Raw genomic sequence first — 17,409 nt, 5'->3', positions numbered from 1 at the left:
AGAGATCTCAAGAGCGGCCCAGGGAGACCTGCTCTAGCCTGCGCGCGAAGAATATGGGCCCGCCGATGAGGCACACCGGCGCTCGCGGGCCAGGTGGCGCGTCGCCTGAGGCCGGTCGCTGGGGCTCGCCCGAGCCGGGGTCACATGCGCAGGGGGGCCGGCAAACCCAGAAGCTCCAGCGCGTCGGCGAGCACCGACCGGGCAGATGCCACCAGCCACAGCCGGAACGAGCGCTCGGGCTCGGGCGCCTTCAAAACGGGCAGGCCCTCGTAAAAGTCGGTGAACAGCGAAGCCAGCGAAAAGGCGTAGCTACTGAGAAGCGTCGGGTTGAAGTCCGCAGCGGCTGCCTCCACGGTATCGGGCCAGTCAGCCAGGTGGCGCAGCAACGCCCGCTCGGCCGGGGCGACGGCGGGGACCGTTGACGGCGCCTCAAGCCTGGCCCGGCCCGGTAGCCCTGCCTTGCGCAGGATGCCCGACGCCCGGGCGTGCGCGTACATCAGGTACGGCCCCGTGTTGCCGTGCACGTCCAGGGCGCTGTCGATGTCGAAGACGATCTCGGTGCCCAGGTTGTAGCGCAGCAGGAAGTACCGGACGGCGCCGGCCGCGATGGCCCGGCTCGAAAGCCCCGCCCGCCGCGACCGCTGCCGGTCGATGGCCTGCTCCATCCGGTCGAGGAGCTCCCGGATCTTGATGCCGATACCCTGCCGCCCCGACATGGCGTAGGCGGTCTTGCCGTCGGAGGTGTCCATTCCCAGCCTGGCGGCCGTCGCGGGGCTGAGGCTCACCACCCCGTAGGAGACGTGGTGCAGCGAAGCAGCCGCCTCCTCAAACCCCAGCGCCTTGAGGGCCAGCCTGACCATGGCCTGAGGGTACTCCTGCCGCCGGTCGATGACGTTGAGCACCCGCTTTGCCCTGGCAAAGGGCCGCTCGCCACCCTCGGAGGCCGTGGTCCACAGCCCGTCCGAGAAGCGCCGGTACCGGAAGTCTTTGCCCAGCAGGCCGAACTTCCACAGGTGGTAGGCGATGTCTTTGGCCGTGTAGGTGAGCACGCCGTTGGAACGCACCAGTACCTTGTCGGCCACGTGCTCGGCCTCTTCGTCCCCCGCCGCCACTTCGGCTTGCCCGCCCTCCTCGGCTGGTGCACTGCCTGCCTCGGGCTGCTTGAGCACCCAGCATCCTGCCAGGCGCCCCTGGGTCTCCTTGACGAACAGGGGGGACCGTCGCAGCAGCTCGAAGGCGGCGGCCCAGAACCCCTCCCGCACGATGTCGCTCTCCCACACCAGCAGGTCGTAGCGGATGCCGAACTCGGCCATCTCGGCGGTGTGTTCGCGGACGATCCGCTCGGCGACCAGCTTGCCGAGCCAGGCGGTGTTGTTACCGCCCTGCTCCAGGGCGTGGAGCACCTCGGCCCGCTTGGCCTTGAACGCCTCGTCCTGGTCGTAGGCCCGGCTCACCCGGGCGTACACGTCCCAGCAGAAATCCCCCAAGCGGTCGTGGTGGCCCTGTACGGGCACGTACAGGAGGCCCACCACCGTGTCGGCCACCTGGTTGCCCAGGTCGTCGATGTAGTTGTGCACTTCAACCCGATACCCGGCCCGCCGCAAAAGGCGCGCGAGCGTATCGCCGACGCAGGCGTTGCGCAGGTGCCCGATGTGGGCGGCCTTGTTGGGGTTGACGGAGGTGTGCTCGACGATCACCTTCTCGGCGGCCCGCTCGGCGGGCGGCTTGTAGGCAGGGCCTTTGCGGGCCCAGCTCTGCCAGTCGAGGAAGAGGTTCACGAAACCCGGCGGGGCGGTCTCAACCCTATCCAGCCACGGGACACCAGAGAGCTTCGAAGCCAATTCGCTGGCGATCTGGATGGGCGGACGCCGCAGGTAGCGGGCCAGCTGGAGTGCGAGGTTGGTGGCATAGTCGCCGTGCTCGAGGCGGGCCGGCTGCTCGACGGCGATGGAAAGCTCCTGGGGCCACTCTTTGCCGGCCTCGGCGAAGAGCGAACGGGCGGCCTTGTCGACATGGGCCGCGATCTCCTGGCGCAGGGTCACGGGGGTCCCCCTTTGCAAAGCCCGCACCCCGTGCTCCGGTCCTGGCGCGACGTGCAGGGACGCTTCCTGTCTACCACGGAGCCGGCGATGCGTCAACGGAGCCATCCGCAGCCGGGGGCATCCACTTCGTCCACCACGTGGCGCCGGTCTTACCAGACCCTGTGCGTTTCCGAAGTCACCCAGTAGAATCGAGTTACCCGGTCAAGGATCGGCTGGGAGGGGGTCGTAGCGTCATGACGACGGACACGTACCGGGACTACGATGAACTGGCGTGGTTTTACAACCGGTACTGGGGCGAGTTCAGCGTCCGGGTGTGGCCCGTCGTGCGCGGCTTGGTGCTGTGCGACCTGCCGGCAGGGGCCAGCATCCTGGACGTTTGCTGCGGAACGGGCCAGATGGCCCGTCTTTTGACGGAACGGGGCTACTCCGTCACCGGCCTCGACGGTTCGCCCGAGATGCTGGCCTTCGCCCGGGAGAACGCGCCCCGAGCCGAGTTCACCGTGGCCCACGCCCGTTCGTTCAGCCTCTCCCGCACCTTCCATGCCGCGCTGTCCCTCTACGACAGCCTCAACCACGTCATGTCCCTGGACGAACTCACGGCCGCTTTTCGAAACGTCCACGCGGCGCTATTACCCGGTGGGCTCTTTCTGTTCGACCTCAACACGGAGCTGGGATACAAGACCCGCTGGGCCGGCGGGATGGAGGCCCGGGTGGGGGATGACCACGCGTTCATCTCCCGCTCCAGCTACGATCCGTCAAAGCGATTGGCCCGCATGGACTTCACACTGTTCCGGCTGGAGAGGGGGAGCTGGCGACGTAAGGACGTGAGCCTGTTCCAGCGCGAGTACTCCCAGGACGAGGTGCGAAGCGCCCTCGAACGGGCAGGCTTTCGACAGGTATCCGTGCACGAACCCTACGGCCCGGCGCGGGCCTTCTTCCTGGCATCCAAAACGGCCTGACGGCGACAATGCCCTTACGGGTAGAGGCTGTGGGGAAGGCGCGGGCGGTCCTTCGGGCGAATGGGAGGACGCGTCGGGAAGAAGGGAGGCCGGTGCGGATGCCATCCCCGTTTCCAGGTATGGATCCCTATCTGGAACAGGCTGCCCTATGGCCGAGCGTGCATCATCGGCTCGTTGTAGCGTTGGCGAACCTCATCGGCCCCCAAATCCGCCCGCGCTATTACGTCGAGGTCGAAGAGCGCATGTACGCGCTCGCCGGGCAAGCTGGCCGCCGCCAGCGCTTCGAGGGGCGCCCGGACGTGACGGTTGCCCAGGAGACTGAGGTGGCGAGCTACGCCGCACCGGCGGCTGCAGCAGGGCGGGATCCGGCCACCGTTCGTCTTCCCGGGCCGCAGGTGGAGCGCGAACCTTATCTGGAAATCCGGGATGCGTCAGGTGGCGAAGTCATCACGGTTATCGAGCTCCTCTCCCATTCGAACAAGCAGCCGGGCAATGGGAGGCGCTCGTATCTCGACAAGAGAGCGGTCATCTTCGACTCCGGGACCAACCTCGTGGAAATCGATCTGTTACGGGCGGGCGACCCCATGCCGGTTGAGCAGCCCCGTAGGCCAGGGATCTACAGCATTCTCGTCAGCCGCGCCGTTCGCTATCCGGACGCCGACATGTACGTGTTTGGCGTACGCGATGCCATTCCCGTCTTCCCGTTGCTGCTGCGTCCGGGGGATCCTGAACCCCCGGTGGTCTGAAAGGCCGCGCTGGACCGCGTATACGAGGACGGGGGCTACGCGCTACGCATCGACTATAAGTCCGACCCGCCCCCGCCGCTCTCCCCCGAGGATGCAGCGTGGGTGCGGGATGTTGCCCTCGGTGTCCAGGGCTTCGGCTCTGCGATCACGCGTCAAACCGCAGAGGGCCGCAGGTGATACACTGCAGCATGGCGCCGGGTTCGCCCGGAGGCACCCACTCCACCCACCACGTGGCGCCCGCCTCGGCCGCCGATCGGATGAGGAGCCGCTCGGCCTCCCAGTCGCCCCGACGGGCGTTGCCTCCGATGACGATGTCAAAGGGCGCGTCGTTCTTCCGGAAGGCCTGTATGGACGCCTTCAGCGCCCCCACGTCCTCTGCGGTCATCTCGTCAGAAAGCGTCTCACCGGGCAGTTTGTAGAAGCTCGCCCCGTCCCATCGCGCCGCCCGCCGCACCGCGCCCTTGCGAGGCCAGATCCCTCCGACCCAGATGGGGGGACGGGGCCGCTGGAGAGGCGGGGGCAGCAGCGTGATCTCTTTGACCCGGTAAAACTCCCCCTCAAAGCTGAACGGCCGGCCGCTCCACAGCCCCGCCAACACCTCCAGCGCCTCGTCCAGCATCCTGGCCCGGGTGCGCAGGTCGGACGTTTCGCCGAAATCGGTAAACGCAGCGTCGTTCCCGTCCCCCAGCCCCACGCCGAGCACCAGCCGCCCGCCGGACAGGTGGTCGATCGTCACGCTCTCCCGCGCCACTTTCCACGGGCGGCGCCGGCTCAAGGGCGTGACCAGCGTTCCCAAACGAATCCGCTCCGTGCGCATCGCCATGGCCGCCAGAGCGATCCAGGGGTCGTACGTGGGGGTGCCGTGCTTGCCCTGGTAGACGATCTAGTCTTCGAGGAACACTCCGTCCCATCCGGCGGCCTCGGCCGCCCGTGCGAACTCCCCCAGCGTCCTGGCGTCCCACGGCGGGCTCCACCCAGGCCCGTGCGAACCCTGCCTCTTTTGCCGCCCCTATCGGTACACGCCGGGCGGTCATTCCCACCGGAACCGCCAGGCAGCGATGGCGAGGGCCGCCCCTCCCCACGCCGCCAGATAAAGGAGCCCCCCTGCATACGGTGCCAGGCTCGCTCCCTCCGTGGAGACCGCCCGCATGCTGTCGATCAAGGGCGTGAGCGGCAACACCCCCACGAGGGGCTGCATGAACGCCGGCATGATCTCCTTGGGCCAGAAGGTGCCCGAAAGAAACATCATGGGGAAGTTGAGCAGGCTCCCGATGATGTTGGCCGACTCGGCGGTGGGGGCCAGCGTGGAGATGGCCAGCCCCACGGATAGGAACGCCACGGACCCCAGGCCGGCCAGCAAGAAGAGCACCCACACGCTCCCGACCACCCTGGCTCCGAACCCGTAGACGCCAACCGTGAAGATAAGCACGGACTGCAGCAGCGTCACCAGCGTGAACCGGGTCAACAGCCCGCCCAAAAAGCCCATCGGATGAAAAGGCGTGGCCAGCACCCGTTTGAGCACCCGCCGCTCCCGGTAGTCGGCGATGGACCAGCTCACTCCCAAAAGCCCCGTCTGCATGATGCTCATGGCCATGACGCCCGGTAGCAGAAAGTCGAACATGCGAAACTGCCGCCCCGTCACCGAGTACGTCGACACCGAAAAGAGCCGGGGGGCACCAGTCATCGCCTGCTCGATGCGCCGCAGCGCCTCCTGCACCACCGCAATGGCAGCCTGTCCCGCCTGCTCGTGCGCCTCGTCGAAGTAGAGGTCGACCCTGAGAGGCCGCCCTGCGCCTGCCGTCCCACCCGCCGTCTCCGGCGCCACCTCCACCACCAGGGTCCGGTCCCCCTTGCGCAGGGTAGCCAGGGCCTGCTCCCGGGGTTCATCCACGACTTTGAGGACCGGAACGGCGCCCAGCGCCTGCCGCACGACGGATGCCAGGGAACCCGGAACATCGCCCCCCTCCGAGGCCGCCGGCCCGACGAACCCCACCGTGAAGGTCAGCGACTCCGGCCGTCCAAAGGCGCTACCCAGGAGTCCCATCAACATGAGAGGAAAGACCACGCCCCAGAAGGCGGACGATCGGTCCCGCCACCAGACCCGAAAGCTCATGGCCGCCACCGCAAGAAAGCCTCGCATCGTACGCCCGCCCTTCAATCCCGCAGCCTGCGCCCGGTGAGCTGCAAAAAGACGTCTTCCAGGGTGCCCCGGTCGACCCGGAGGCTGGCCAGGTCCAGCTGACCGCCCGATGCCGTCGAGACCAGGTGCTGGAGCACGACGGCGACCTGCCGTGTGACCAGCACCACCGTTCCGTTCTCGCCCTTATCTACCCGGCTGACGCCCGGCAGCGACTCGGCGGCGGCGCTGGCCGCCTGCGGCCCGAGGGCGACGTGAATGCGGTCTTCCGGCACGAATCGGCCGATGAGTTCGTCAGGGGTGCCGGCGGCCAGCAACCGCCCGCGATCCATGATGGCCACCCGATCGCACAGCACCTGAGCCTCTTCCATATAATGGGTGGTCAGCACCACCGTGCGCCCCCGGTTGCGGATTTCCCGGATCACCTCCCACAGCGCGCGCCGGGCCTGCGGGTCGAGGCCGGTGGTCGGCTCATCAAGGAAAAGGATGTGGGGGTCGCCCACCAGGGCGCACGCGATGGAGAGTCGCTGGCGCTGGCCGCCCGACAGGTCCCGTACCAGCGCCCGGCGCTTTTCTTGCAGGCTCAGTTCTTCGAGCACGCTCTCCACCGGGCGAGGGTGGGGATGGAAGCTGGCAAACAGCCCGACCGTCTCCTGCACGGTGAGCAAATTGAAGAACCCGGCGTCCTGGAGCTGGACTCCGATGCGCGCCTTCACCTGCCGCGGGTGGCGCCGCACGTCCACGCCCGCCACCACTGCTCTCCCTGCGTCCGCCGTCCGCAGGCCCTCCAGGATTTCGAGCGTCGTCGTCTTGCCCGCGCCGTTGGGGCCGAGGAGCGCGAAGATCTCCCCGTCCTCGACCGTGAAGCTGACGCCGTCGACGGCCAACAGATCCCGGTATCGCTTGACGAGCCCCTCTACCACGATGGCGGCCATCCCGCACCACTCCTCAAAACTCGTCGCTCGCCCGCAGCCCGGCCCGAAAGTGGCCCTGCTCGTTCCAGGCCAGGTCCATCCCCAGCAGGATGCCGGAAAGCGGTAACGCCGCCGTCAGGCCGTAGCTGTGTTGCCACTCGAGCTGGACCCAAGCGGTGCCGTGCGAGGCCGTCGTGCCGGCATCGAGGAAAGGCCCCCCTTCGAGCTGGGAGAGCACCGGGACCGGTAGCGCCTCAAGCCAGGGCCTACGGTATTCGACGGTCCCGTTGAGCAGGATGGGCCCCGAAAAAGCGCCCGGTCCGTACGCCCGCAGCCAGCCGTCGCCATAGCCCCCGAGCCGGTAGCGGAAACCCGGCAGCACCTGCTCTCCCGCCGAGTAGCCCAGGCGCGGGATGACGTGCAGGTGCTCAAGGCGCACCGGCAACGTCACGCTGAGGGCATAGAAGGACCCGTCCTGCCCCGCTGCAGGAGGGTAGGGGGCTGCCCGCCCGTACACGACTTCCGTCCTCGCCCGCACCTCGAGGGGCCACGAATAGACGAGGCGGCCGTCGTGCTGCAACCAGCCATAGCTCACCTGCCGGTCGAGGAGTTCGGCGGTCTGTCCCACGCGCCCGTAAAACAGCCGCCCGGCCACCTGGGTACGCCAGTTGGGTTCCCACGAGAAAGCGCCTTCGAACCCCTGTTCCCGGGCCTGCCCCAGGAGGTACCCTTCCGGCCAGTCCTGGTAGCCCAGCCGGGCCGTGGCGCTCAAGCCCAGCGGCAGGCCGGCCCGCAGCCGCCAGTGGAGCCGTGCGGTCTCGAAGCCCCAACCGACGCCAGCCGCCACTCGGGCATCGTAAGGGAGCGTCTCAACGCCCGCCTCCGCCCCCACGACCAGAGCGTCCAAATCGACAAGGGGCGCCACAAAGGGGCGCCCGAGCGCGGGCGATGCCGCCGCAGCCGATACCAGTAGGCCAAGACAGATGGCTGCCAGCACCCCGTATGCCAGAACGCTGTCGCTCATGGCTTTCCCTTCCTTTCCGTTCGTCGCCAATCATTCCAAGGAACTGGCCAGGCTCACCTGCACGCTCCATGCGCGCGGCGAGGCGCCGTACTCCGTGGAAGTGCCGCCCTGGAACACGACGAGCCGAAACGAAGCCGTTACGGCGCCGGTGACTCGGTGTCGCGCCTCGGGCGCCCAGACGCTGCTCCCGTCGTCGAGGTTGGCGGTTGGCCCGTCGGCCAACACGATGCCGGGTCCACCGCTGGACGAGAAAAGGCCCGAGCCGTGATCGGGTGCGGCTCGGCTTCTCTTCTCCGGCCCCGAGGCTGCGCCGGGCGAGCCGGTCGCTCCTTGGCCTTGCCGTGATATGATCGCGTCCGTGAACGAGTTATGGCCACCGTGAAGCGCACAGGGCAGCATCACCCGGTCGTAAGACCTGCCGGGCAGACGCCCGCACACCTGACCGAGGTGCTGCGGGACATTCTCGTTGCCCAGGACGACGTTGCCTTCGCCTATCTCTTCGGCTCTATGGCCAAGGGGCGGGCGCGAGCGACCAGTGACATCGATGTGGCCGTCTGGCTTGTGCACGTTGCGTCCCGCGATCCCGATCCGGTGGCGGCGTTGGACCGGGGTCTCGAATTGGCGGCAGAGCTGGAGGCTGCGGTGCGGCGCCCGGTTGACGTGGTCGTGCTAAACCACGCCCCTCTCGCTCTGGCCCACAACGTGCTTCGGCATGGCCGGCTCCTTTTCTGTCGCGACGAGAGGGCACGTGCGCTCTTCTACGTGGAGCACGTCCGCCGGTGGATCGACATGGGGCCGGTGAGGGAGCTCTTCACTCGTGCCATGCTGCATCGGGTCAAGGAGGGACGGTTTGGTGGCGGAGGTCGCGACAGTGCTGCGGCTTCTGGGCGTGATCGAGAAGCGACTGGATCGGCTGGAGAAGGTAGCCGGCACGTCCCTTGAGGAGTACGTGGCTGACCCTGACCTGCAGGACCGGGTCGAGCGCAACTTCGAGGTAGCCATTCAGGCGTGCCTCGACCTCGCCTTGCACGTTCTGGCAGATTTCCCGGAGCCGGTGCCGGACACCTACCGAGATGTGTTCCGGGCGTTGGTGCACAGGGGTATCCTCGAGGCTTCACTCGGGCAGAGGCTGGAAGCGATGGCGGGGTTCCGGAACCTGCTGGTGCACGGGTATGCCGACGTCGTTCCGGAAAAGGTACATCACAGCCTCTCCGAGTTGAACGACATCCGGGCCTTCGTAGCTTCTGTGACCTCATACCTGCAACGGACGGGCACGCTGCCTGCGTCGCCGCCGCCTCGCACTTAGAGCGCTCCGGGAGCTTCGCCTTTTTCCACAACCGGTAGCCTCGCTCAGGTAGGCACGGGCCGGCCCGCTATTCACAGGCTGCCCTTGGGGGGGTCCCCACCCTACCCCTTCGGCAACCCTTGCATCGTAGTGGAGGCGTGCAGTACTGTAGTGCACCACGTCGGGGCGGATCCCTCGCTGGTGCAAGCCGGGGGGACGGAGGTGACAGCGACGATTGTTGCACTCGACTGGCGCATCGATGTGGAGTCGCCACGACCCATCTACCTCCAAATCATCGACGAAATGAAGCGGGCAGTGGCACGGCGCGCCCTCAGGCCGGGCGGCCGGATCCCGTCACAGCGGGAGCTGGCGCAGATTTTGCGGGTCAATCCCAATACGGTTCAGCGAGCCTTCCGGGAGATGGAGGTGCTGGGCTTGGTGGAGACGGCCCGGGGCGAAGGGACGTTCGTCAGAGACAACCGGGCGCTCCGCGCCCGGCTCCGTTCGGAGATGGCAAGGGACGCCGTCCTCGCGTTCGTCCGGGAGATCCGGGGCCTGGGCATCGGCGAGGACGAGGCGGTGGAGATGGTGCGGGGGGCCTTCCGGGAGGGTAGCCCCGCGCCGCAGCGGTGAGAAGGGAGCCGCAATGACGAGGCAATCGCAGGAGTGGCTGGTGGAAGCCACCGAGCTGATCAAGCGCAGGCTCTCCGGAACGGCATTACCGGGGAATGGGAGTCGAACCGCCCGCCAGCTCAGCCGGATGGCGGACGTCGTACCCGTGGGAGCGCGCGTTGTGGAGGAGGCGCTCGTCCAGCGTGACGAGGGGGCTACGGTGCAGGCGCGCAACGGCCAGGTAAACCGCATCGTGGGTGCGCGACAGCTGCAGCGCGCGGGCCAGGGACAGCGCATCGAAGTAGATCTGCCGCGGGGCTTCAACGCGAATCCGCAACTGAAGCGCCGCTTCCAGAGCGGATGACCCGGTCTCTGTGTCGATCACACCGGCATGCTCAAGCCGACGGATGGCGGTTGTCACTTCATACCAAATCAGCCGTGGGGCGAGTAAGTCCTGCTGCGTAGAGAGCCATGAATGGACAGCGTCGTGATGAGGCTGCCCGGGAAGGACCGCTCGCACAACCACCGAAGCGTCGATGACGGCGCTCATCCCTCTCCACCCAGCATGGCGCGTGTCCGCTGCTCCTCAGAGACGCGAATCGCTTCCAGGATGGCCTCAGTCGTAACGTGAACCCCTTGCTGCTTCAGTCGGCTCAATAGAGGTTCCGTCGCACGGACCCACTCGCCCGGCGGGAGATCCCGCACGCCGATCTCGTCTGCCAGGTAGCGCGCCAGGGCCTCTCTCACCACGGCACTGGCTGATGGAGGGATGGCGAAACGGCGCCGGTATTCCGCAAGCTGGCGGACCAGTTCCCGGCCAAGGTAAACAGTGCTTTCGACCCTTTTGCGGCGCACTCGCCTTCACCTATACCACGTATACCACGTAGTCATTATATGGTCAATTGTTCGGGGGAGGCCTGGAAGCGGACGGGCCGGAGCGGATCGAGACGTTCATGAAGCCGTTCGCGCAGGCCGGAACCGTGGAGATCTGGCCGGCGTCCCGCTGCGGGACCGTTGCCAGCCGGCAGGGTTGCTGAACGCGGCATGAGCCGCCGCTCAAGTGCCCACACTACCCGCCGGCGATGGCGCCCACGATGCGCAGCGGCTCGGCCCCTGACAGCACCTCGGCGGGGAGGGGCACGGCCAGGCCGCCCGGCGTCAGGTCCTGGGAGGCGGCGAAAACCCGGAGGTACGGCCTCAGGCGCGCTGCGCCGGGCGGAGCAGGGTCCATCGCCGTCAGGGTGCCGCGCAATGCCGGGTAAGCCCGCTCAAGGGCGTAAACCGCCGCTCCCACCGTGGGCAGCGCGCCCGGCCCGGGCGCCTCGGCCTCCACCGTCACCTCCGCCACCCGCCCGCCGGCTCCTGCCAGGCGGGCGAGGTGCCCGGGGAGTACCACCCGGATCCGAACGGTGCTCACACGGTTCCCACCATCTGCGCCTCGACGGACAGGATTCGCGGAAGATGTGAAGCCAGGGCCTCCCACGATTCGCCGCCGTCGCGGCTGGCGTAGAGTTCGCCGGTGGTGGTGCCGAAGTACACCCCACACGGATCGAGGCGATCCACGGCCATTGCGCCGCGCAGCACGTTCCCGTAGAAGTGCCGGCCGGGCAGCCCCCGGGCGAGCGGTTCCCACGTACCGCCCCCGTCCCGGCTGCGCCACACCTTCAGCGCGCCGTCGATGGGGAAGTGGCGCTCGTCGTCCTTCATGGGAATGACGTAGACCGTGTCGGGCTCGTGGGCGTGCACCGCGATGGGAAAGCCGAACGACGAGGGCAGCCCCTCGGAGACGTTGCGCCAGCTCTCCCCCGCATCGTCGCTGCGGTAGACGCCGGGATGCTTTTGCATGAAGAGGACGTGGGGGCGGGCGGGATGTACGGCCAGGCAGTGGACGCAGTAGCCGGCCTCAGGTTCGGGGTCGGGCGTGTGGATCGAGCGCAGCCCCCGGTTAATCGGTCGCCACGTCTGGCCGCCGTCGTCGGAGCGAAACGCCCCCGCCGCCGAGATGGCGGCGAAGAGGCGCCGGGGGTTCGACGGGTCGATGAGCAGCGTGTGAAGGCACAGGCCGCCGGCACCTGGTTCCCAGTGCTCGTGAGTGGGATGCTGGCGCAGGCCGGGCAGTTCCTGCCACGTCTGGCCACCGTCGGCGGAGCGGAAAATGGCGGCGTCCTCTGCCCCTGCGAGGAGCGCATCCGGGCCGTAGGGGTCGGGCGGCGCCGGAGCGAGCTTCCACACCCGCCGGAACCTCCACGCCTGCGTGGCGCCCCCGAGGGCCTTGTAGGCGTGAAGCGGGGGCTCGAGTTCGAAGGCGTTACCCGCGGCCTGCCACGTCTGGCCGCCGTCGCGGCTTTGCTGGATGACGTTGCCGTACCAGGCCGTCCACAGGGAAGCCCACATCCGATCCGGACTGCTCGGGGAGGCCTGCAGGTGATAGACCTCCCAGCCTTCGAACAGCGGGCCCTGGATCTCCCACTGCTTTCGGGCCGCATCCGAGGTCAGGATGAAACCGCCTTTGCTGGTCCCCACGAGAAGCCGAAGTCGCACCATGCGGTGGCCCCTCCCCTGACCGTGCGAAGTGCCGGGCGATGGCGGTCCGCCTTCGCCCGCCTGTTTGGTGCTGGCTACAGTCGATTGTAGCGAACAGGGGCCGGGCTGTACTTCTCCCCGATTGCTGTCATCGAGCCGGTAGGGCGAGCCATGCTGCTGCACCATGCACGTCCACAGGAAGGGTAAGGCCCTGGAGGTAGAGTTGAAAGCCTGGCGACGCCGAGGCACCCTGCTGATGAGGCTGGAATCCGTATGACTCAGCGCTCATCCGTGTGCGGACGTTATTTTCACATGCCGGCTGTCTGCCTATGCTTAGGATGCAAGGGCGAAGATGCGTCCCGCGCAGGCTCTCGTACCCATCCTCGCCATGGCCAGTGCCGAGGGTGGGATCTTCGTCCTCGGGCTTGATGACCCGGAGCGCGCGATTCACTCCACGCCCTTCAGAGATGGCCTGAGACCGGTTTAAAGTGAACCTGCGAGCCCAGCCGAGCCGGGCCCGATCCAGTCGAGCCGAGCAGAGCCACGCACAAGACGGGAGGCCCGGCCATGGCAAGAAAACCGCACCCCGAACCCTTCCGCATCAAGATGGTGGAGCCCATTCGCCTTCTGCCCCGCCAGGAACGAGAGGCCGTCCTGCAGCGAGCCGGCTACAACGTCTTCAACATCCGAAGCGAGGACGTCTTCATCGACCTGCTCACCGACAGCGGCACCTCGGCCATGAGCGCAAGTCAGTGGGCCGCCCTGATGGTCGGGGACGAGGCGTACGCCGGCTCCGCGAGCTTCCACCGGCTCCGGGAGGCGGTTGAGGAGATCTTCGGCTACCCGTACGTGATCCCCACCCACCAGGGGCGGGCGGCCGAAAACGTGCTGTTCGGCGTGCTCGTCCGGCCGGGGACGTGGGTGGCGGGCAACACCATCTTCGACACCACCCGGGCCCACATCTTGGACAAGGGCGGCCGGCCCGCGGAGTTCGTGATTGCCGAAGGGCTCGAGCCGCAGGCCGAGCACCCGTTCAAAGGCAACGTGGATGTGGCGCGCCTGCGTGCCTCCATCGGGGAGATCGGGGCGGGCAACGTGAGCTTCGTGCTCGTCACCCTCACCTCGAACAACAACGGCGGCCAGCCGGTCTCTCTGGAGAACCTGCGGGCGGTGCGGGAAGTGGCCTCGGAGTACGGCCTGCCGCTCATCATCGACGCGGCGCGCTACGCCGAAAACGCCCTGTTCATCAAGCAGCGGGAAGCGGGATACGCCACGAGGGAACTTCTCGACATTACCCGGGAAATGTTTGCACTCGCCGACGGCTGCACCATGAGCGGAAAGAAGGCGGCTCTTGTGAACATAGGCGGCTTCATCGCCGTACTGGACGAGCGCCTGTACCGGGCGTGTCTCGAACGCCTCGTGCTGTTCGAGGGGTTCCCGACGTACGGGGGGCTGGCGGGCCGAGACCTGGAAGCCATGGCCCAGGGGCTGCGGGAGGGCCTGGACGAGGCGTACCTGATGTCCCGCCTCGAGCAGGTGGCCTATCTGGCCGAAGCTCTTGACGGGGTCGGTGTCCCGGTGGTGAAGCCCCCGGGCGGGCACGGGGTGTACGTCGATGCCGGCGCGTTCCTCGATCACCTGCCCCGAGACCGGTTCCCTGCGGAGGCGCTGGCGGCGGCGCTCTACCTCGAGGGCGGGATCCGCGGTGCGGGCCTGGGAACGCTCGCGCTGGGCGAGACAGAGCCCGAGGACAATGACGCCCCCGGCGCGCCCGAGGCGGCCCGGTGGCGCCACCCGCCGCTGGAGCTCCTGCGCCTGGCCATCCCCCGCCGGGTCTACACATACGCCCACATGGACTACGTGGCGGACACCATGGCCCGACTGGCTGCGAACCGCCGGTGTATCCCCGGCCTCCGTCTGGTGCACGAGGCTTCGGTGCTGCGCCACTTTCTCAGCACACTGGAACCGGTGGGCTGACTTCGCCGCCCGGCTGTGGACAGCGCGTTCCGCTCGGGAATGGCTACGGCACGTCCAGAGAGCCGCCCGTGGCGTCAGGGCCCTTTGTCCAGGCGCCACAGCCCCGCCTGACGGGAGGCGGCTAGAGCCGCCTCGTACTCGGACCGGGTGATGCGCCGGGTGAGTTGGGGGAAGCTCATCGGCTCGGCGAGCACACGGCCGGCCGGGTGGTACTGGGCCATGATGTTCACGTAGGTGTCCGGCGAAAGCTCCCGGGCGACCCACCGCATGATCTCAGCGGTGCCAGCCAGGCCGTGGGGCATCACCAGGTGGCGAAGCAGCACGCCCCGGCGGGCGAGGCCATCCCGGTCGATGGCGAGGGGGCCAACCTGGCGATGCATTTCCTTGATGGTGCGCCGGGCCACCTCCGGGTAGTCGGGCGCCTTGAGCAGGCGGCGGGCGACACCGGGATCCCACACCTTGAAGTCGGGCATGTAGATATCGATGACGCCGTCGAGCAGCGCAAGGCTTTCCATCGAGTCATAGGCGGACGTATTGTAGACGAGCGGGAGGCGCAGGCCGTTGCGCACGGCGATGACCAAGGCCTCCAGCACCTGAGGCACGACGTGCTCGGGAGTGACCAGATTGATGTTGTGGCAGCCCAGCTCCTGCAGGTGCACCATGAGGGCGGCCAGCTCCTCGGCGGTCACCTCGGTACCTTCGCCGACCTGGCTGATGTCGGAGTTCTGGCAGAAAACGCAGCGCAGGTTGCACCACGAGAAAAAGATGGTGCCGGAGCCCCGCCATCCCCGCAGGCACCGCTCCTCGCCGTGGTGCGGGAAGGCCGACGAGACCCGGGCAAAGCGCCCGGTACGGCAGGTTCGGCGCTGGTCGGCCAGGCGGTTGGCGCCGCAGTTGCGCGGGCATAGGCGGCACGATTCGAGCGCGGCAACGGCCCGCCCGGCCCGGCGCTCGAGCTCGCCGGACTCGTAGAGGGCCAGGTACGCCGGCTGCCAGGACTGCGCTGCCGATCCCATGCCTGCCAGGCCTCCGCTCCTTCGCGCTGTGGGGGCTCGCCCTGATCATACAAGGCGCGCCCGGGGAGTGGCCGCGGGGCGCTCAGCACGGGGTCAGGCGATGGCCGACTTCCGGCGCATGACGGCTGCGCTTTGCGGGCACGCGGAAGTAAACTCCACAGAGGACGTAACCGGCCCGCAGACGGCCTGCCGCTCGACGTGCTCGAACCCCAGCCGAGCGAAGTAACCCTCCGCGGTCGTGGTCAGCAGGTACACCTCCGTGGCCCCATTTTGGATTGCCCGCCCCAGGGCCGCCTCCACGAGCCGCCTGCCAACGCCCACGTTCTGCAGAGGCGGCGTCACCGCCACCGAGCGGAGCAGCGCCTGGGAGCCGTACGGTTCGATGCCGGCGCAGCCGATGACGGTGGTTGCTGCGGGGATGGCGGTTGCCAGGGAGGCTCCTGGTTGCTGCCGGCGGCGGGCGACGAAAAAGCCGTCGAGGTGTTCGGCGACGCCATCGGCCGGGAGGCCGGCCTTTTCGAGCAGGTGCAGGATGGCGGGCAGGTCGGCCCCGGATGCAGGTTCGATGCTCAGTTCCGCCGGGCCGAGGGCGACCTGGCCGGGTTTGCGGGCCCGGATGAAGGCGCTGGCGATGGGCAGGCGCTGGCGGGTATCGCCGCAGCATGTAGATTCCAGCGTCGAGACCGGCTGGATCTCGATGTCGGTGAGACCTGCCTCCCGCAGCAGGCGTTCGTACGTGGCGATGCCCAGGGCGCCTGCCACGCACCGCGACCAGGCTCGCGGCATGCGGCGCACGGCGCCGGGAAGGGGCTTGCGGGCGACGACGTCGTATACGGCAAGACGGCCGCCCGGGCGCAGCACCCGGGCCGTTTCCCGAAGGACGGCTGCCTTGTCGACGGACAGGTTGATCACGCAGTTTGAAATGACCACGTCGACTGACGAGTCGGGCAGTGGCACGGCCTCGATGCGCCCTTTCAGAAACGCCACATGATCGAGCCCGCTGCGGCGGCGGTTCTGTTCGGCAAGGGCCAGCATCTCATCGGTCATGTCCAGGCCCCACACGAACCCGCCGGGCCCCACCCGGCGGGCCGCCAGCAGGACGTCAATGCCGCCGCCCGAACCCAGGTCGAGCACCACCTCACCGGGGTACAGCTGGGCCAGGGCTAGGGGGTTGCCGCAGCCGGCTGACGCTGCCAGGGCCTCCTCGGGGAGGGATGCCTGCTCCTCGGGCGTGTAGGCAAAAGGCCCGCAGCAGCCGTCCCCCGATCCCTGCCGGCGCTTGCTCGAACGGGCTGCGCGCGTGGCGACTTCAGCGTAGTGCTCTCGCACCGCCCGGACGATAGCCTCGGGATCCTCGGCCTGGAACGCTCGAGGTCTCTTTGGACCCTGAACCTGCTCCATGGGCTCTGCCCCTCTCCGCAGCGAAGCTACACACCCACGCGTGCGCCCCTACGAGCTCGCCACCAGTAAACCAAGACGTCCCATCACCGCTTCCCGCAGCAGCCGCTCCTGACGGTCTCGAGCAATCACGTCCAGGCTCCTTCAGTGATACAAGCCCATCGCTATCCCTCCGTTGGCTCTGAGGTCGTTCAGAAAGGCGCTTTGTGGGCGAGACTGTATTGACGTCGTTCGATACCCTTGGGTTCGCCTGCCCCTTCTATCGATCCTCTCTCCCGGCATCACGCTTCCGATCCGGCTCACGGCATCAACCGGCCAATGGCACGCCAGGCCTCCATCAGCCCGGATGGCGAGACCCGATAGTAGACCCACAGACCGCGCCGTTCCGCCGTGACAAGGCCCGCACCTCGCAAGACCTTGAGGTGATGGGAGATCGCCGGCTGCCCCTGCGGGAATTGCGCCACGATATCGCACACGCACAAGGGTCACCTCTGTGCCGAGAGCGACATAAGGATGCCCAGCCTGGTGGGGTCATCGAGGGCTCGGAAGATGCTGGCCCACCGAGCCAGCTCGGGGGGACTGACTTGCGGCCGGATGACGCACTTACAGCAGCCGCTCATTTCCGGCGCAACCGCACCGTGCGCCATGACCTGCGTAGCCCCCAAGCTGTACCGGTGTCTTGCTTCGCCATCGACGGCTGCGGCCTTGGTGCCTCGTCGATATCCGCGGACCAAGGTGTTATCCCCCGCCTGTGGTGGCGACCTTCGACTGACGAT

At 67.9% G+C, this 17,409-nt stretch carries 18 protein-coding genes and 2 pseudogenes; 6 read left to right on the top strand and 14 right to left on the bottom strand.

Annotated elements, in window-relative coordinates; translation table 11 throughout:
- Positions 1-140: 140 nt before the first annotated feature.
- Positions 141-2,042, bottom strand: a complete 1,902-nt coding sequence (locus AB1609_03210) for an arginine--tRNA ligase (GenBank protein ID MEW6045475.1) — start codon at positions 2,040-2,042, stop codon at positions 141-143.
- 233 nt (positions 2,043-2,275) lie between these two features.
- Between AB1609_03210 and AB1609_03205 the strand changes: the two genes are divergently transcribed.
- Positions 2,276-3,001: a class I SAM-dependent methyltransferase gene (locus AB1609_03205; protein MEW6045474.1), complete on the top strand. Its 726-nt coding sequence runs from the start codon at positions 2,276-2,278 to the stop codon at positions 2,999-3,001.
- 8 nt (positions 3,002-3,009) lie between these two features.
- A pseudogene (locus tag AB1609_03200) lies at positions 3,010-3,924 on the top strand (DUF4058 family protein).
- On the opposite strand, the gene AB1609_03195 reads toward AB1609_03200, so the two are convergent.
- From AB1609_03195 to AB1609_03175, 5 genes are all read right to left on the bottom strand, one after another.
- Positions 3,893-4,630: an LLM class flavin-dependent oxidoreductase gene (locus tag AB1609_03195; GenBank protein MEW6045473.1), complete on the bottom strand. Its 738-nt coding sequence runs from the start codon at positions 4,628-4,630 to the stop codon at positions 3,893-3,895. The pseudogene AB1609_03200 and the gene AB1609_03195 overlap by 32 nt on opposite strands.
- 147 nt (positions 4,631-4,777) lie before the next feature.
- Positions 4,778-5,887: an ABC transporter permease gene (locus AB1609_03190; GenBank protein ID MEW6045472.1), complete on the bottom strand. Its 1,110-nt coding sequence runs from the start codon at positions 5,885-5,887 to the stop codon at positions 4,778-4,780.
- 14 nt (positions 5,888-5,901) lie between these two features.
- Entirely contained in the window at positions 5,902-6,819 is a 918-nt protein-coding gene (locus tag AB1609_03185; protein MEW6045471.1) for an ABC transporter ATP-binding protein, read from the bottom strand.
- Between the two features lie 13 nt (positions 6,820-6,832).
- Positions 6,833-7,822, bottom strand: coding sequence for a hypothetical protein (locus AB1609_03180; GenBank protein ID MEW6045470.1), 990 nt, complete (start codon positions 7,820-7,822; stop codon positions 6,833-6,835).
- A 30-nt stretch (positions 7,823-7,852) separates the two neighbouring features.
- On the bottom strand, positions 7,853-8,044 hold the full coding sequence (locus tag AB1609_03175) for a hypothetical protein (GenBank protein ID MEW6045469.1): 192 nt from the start codon (positions 8,042-8,044) through the stop codon (positions 7,853-7,855).
- 156 nt (positions 8,045-8,200) lie between these two features.
- On the opposite strand from AB1609_03175, the gene AB1609_03170 reads away from it, so the two are divergent.
- The 3 genes from AB1609_03170 (at position 8,201) to AB1609_03160 (ending at position 9,740) form a co-directional block, all read left to right on the top strand.
- Positions 8,201-8,764, top strand: a complete 564-nt coding sequence (locus tag AB1609_03170; GenBank protein MEW6045468.1) for a nucleotidyltransferase domain-containing protein — start codon at positions 8,201-8,203, stop codon at positions 8,762-8,764.
- Complete coding sequence (locus tag AB1609_03165) at positions 8,694-9,128, top strand: DUF86 domain-containing protein (protein MEW6045467.1); 435 nt, start codon at positions 8,694-8,696, stop codon at positions 9,126-9,128. Before AB1609_03170 ends, AB1609_03165 begins: the two co-directional genes overlap by 71 nt.
- A gap of 201 nt (positions 9,129-9,329) precedes the next feature.
- Positions 9,330-9,740: a GntR family transcriptional regulator gene (locus AB1609_03160; protein MEW6045466.1), complete on the top strand. Its 411-nt coding sequence runs from the start codon at positions 9,330-9,332 to the stop codon at positions 9,738-9,740.
- Between the two features lie 85 nt (positions 9,741-9,825).
- Here the strand turns inward: AB1609_03160 and AB1609_03155 are convergent, their stop codons facing one another.
- From AB1609_03155 to AB1609_03140, 4 genes are all read right to left on the bottom strand, one after another.
- Positions 9,826-10,269 (bottom strand): type II toxin-antitoxin system VapC family toxin, encoded by a 444-nt coding sequence (locus tag AB1609_03155; GenBank protein MEW6045465.1) that lies wholly within the window; start codon positions 10,267-10,269, stop codon positions 9,826-9,828.
- Positions 10,266-10,574 (bottom strand): hypothetical protein, encoded by a 309-nt coding sequence (locus tag AB1609_03150; protein MEW6045464.1) that lies wholly within the window; start codon positions 10,572-10,574, stop codon positions 10,266-10,268. Before AB1609_03150 ends, AB1609_03155 begins: the two co-directional genes overlap by 4 nt.
- Before the next feature lie 214 nt (positions 10,575-10,788).
- Complete coding sequence (locus AB1609_03145) at positions 10,789-11,136, bottom strand: hypothetical protein (protein ID MEW6045463.1); 348 nt, start codon at positions 11,134-11,136, stop codon at positions 10,789-10,791.
- On the bottom strand, positions 11,133-12,263 hold the full coding sequence (locus AB1609_03140; GenBank protein ID MEW6045462.1) for an exo-alpha-sialidase: 1,131 nt from the start codon (positions 12,261-12,263) through the stop codon (positions 11,133-11,135). The genes AB1609_03145 and AB1609_03140 overlap by 4 nt, the downstream gene beginning before the upstream one ends.
- A 546-nt stretch (positions 12,264-12,809) precedes the next feature.
- Between AB1609_03140 and AB1609_03135 the strand changes: the two genes are divergently transcribed.
- The gene (locus tag AB1609_03135) at positions 12,810-14,219 is read left to right on the top strand and encodes a tryptophanase (protein MEW6045461.1); all 1,410 of its coding nucleotides are present in this window, start codon (positions 12,810-12,812) and stop codon (positions 14,217-14,219) included.
- Positions 14,220-14,293: 74 nt separating this feature from the next.
- On the opposite strand, the gene AB1609_03130 is transcribed toward AB1609_03135, so the two are convergent.
- From AB1609_03130 to AB1609_03115, 4 genes and pseudogenes are all read right to left on the bottom strand, one after another.
- The gene (locus AB1609_03130; protein MEW6045460.1) at positions 14,294-15,235 is read right to left on the bottom strand and encodes a radical SAM protein; all 942 of its coding nucleotides are present in this window, start codon (positions 15,233-15,235) and stop codon (positions 14,294-14,296) included.
- Positions 15,236-15,328: 93 nt separating this feature from the next.
- A complete protein-coding gene (arsN2, locus tag AB1609_03125; GenBank protein ID MEW6045459.1) occupies positions 15,329-15,769 on the bottom strand; it encodes an arsenic resistance N-acetyltransferase ArsN2 in 441 nt (146 codons plus the stop codon).
- Between the two features lie 78 nt (positions 15,770-15,847).
- Positions 15,848-16,636, bottom strand: a pseudogene (gene arsM, locus AB1609_03120) (arsenite methyltransferase).
- A 296-nt stretch (positions 16,637-16,932) separates the two neighbouring features.
- Positions 16,933-17,109, bottom strand: coding sequence for a metalloregulator ArsR/SmtB family transcription factor (locus AB1609_03115; protein MEW6045458.1), 177 nt, complete (start codon positions 17,107-17,109; stop codon positions 16,933-16,935).
- Positions 17,110-17,409 lie beyond the last annotated feature (300 nt).

This window comes from Bacillota bacterium (genome assembly GCA_040754675.1).
Lineage (GTDB): Bacteria > Bacillota > Limnochordia > Limnochordales > Geochordaceae > Geochorda.
Note: the sequence above shows the minus strand (reverse complement) of the source record. Positions and strands in the feature narration are given on the sequence as shown.

What these genes read in the sequence shown, in the direction of transcription:
- AB1609_03130 (MEW6045460.1), bottom strand. Translation starts at nt 15,235, where the DNA reads ATGGGATCGGCAGCGCAGTCCTGGCAGCCGGCGTACCTGGCCCTCTAC.
- AB1609_03135 (MEW6045461.1), top strand. Translation starts at nt 12,810, where the DNA reads ATGGCAAGAAAACCGCACCCCGAACCCTTCCGCATCAAGATGGTGGAG.
- AB1609_03205 (MEW6045474.1), top strand. Translation starts at nt 2,276, where the DNA reads ATGACGACGGACACGTACCGGGACTACGATGAACTGGCGTGGTTTTAC.
- AB1609_03185 (MEW6045471.1), bottom strand. Translation starts at nt 6,819, where the DNA reads ATGGCCGCCATCGTGGTAGAGGGGCTCGTCAAGCGATACCGGGATCTG.
- AB1609_03155 (MEW6045465.1), bottom strand. Translation starts at nt 10,269, where the DNA reads ATGAGCGCCGTCATCGACGCTTCGGTGGTTGTGCGAGCGGTCCTTCCC.
- AB1609_03190 (MEW6045472.1), bottom strand. Translation starts at nt 5,887, where the DNA reads ATGCGAGGCTTTCTTGCGGTGGCGGCCATGAGCTTTCGGGTCTGGTGG.
- AB1609_03140 (MEW6045462.1), bottom strand. Translation starts at nt 12,263, where the DNA reads ATGGTGCGACTTCGGCTTCTCGTGGGGACCAGCAAAGGCGGTTTCATC.
- AB1609_03180 (MEW6045470.1), bottom strand. Translation starts at nt 7,822, where the DNA reads ATGAGCGACAGCGTTCTGGCATACGGGGTGCTGGCAGCCATCTGTCTT.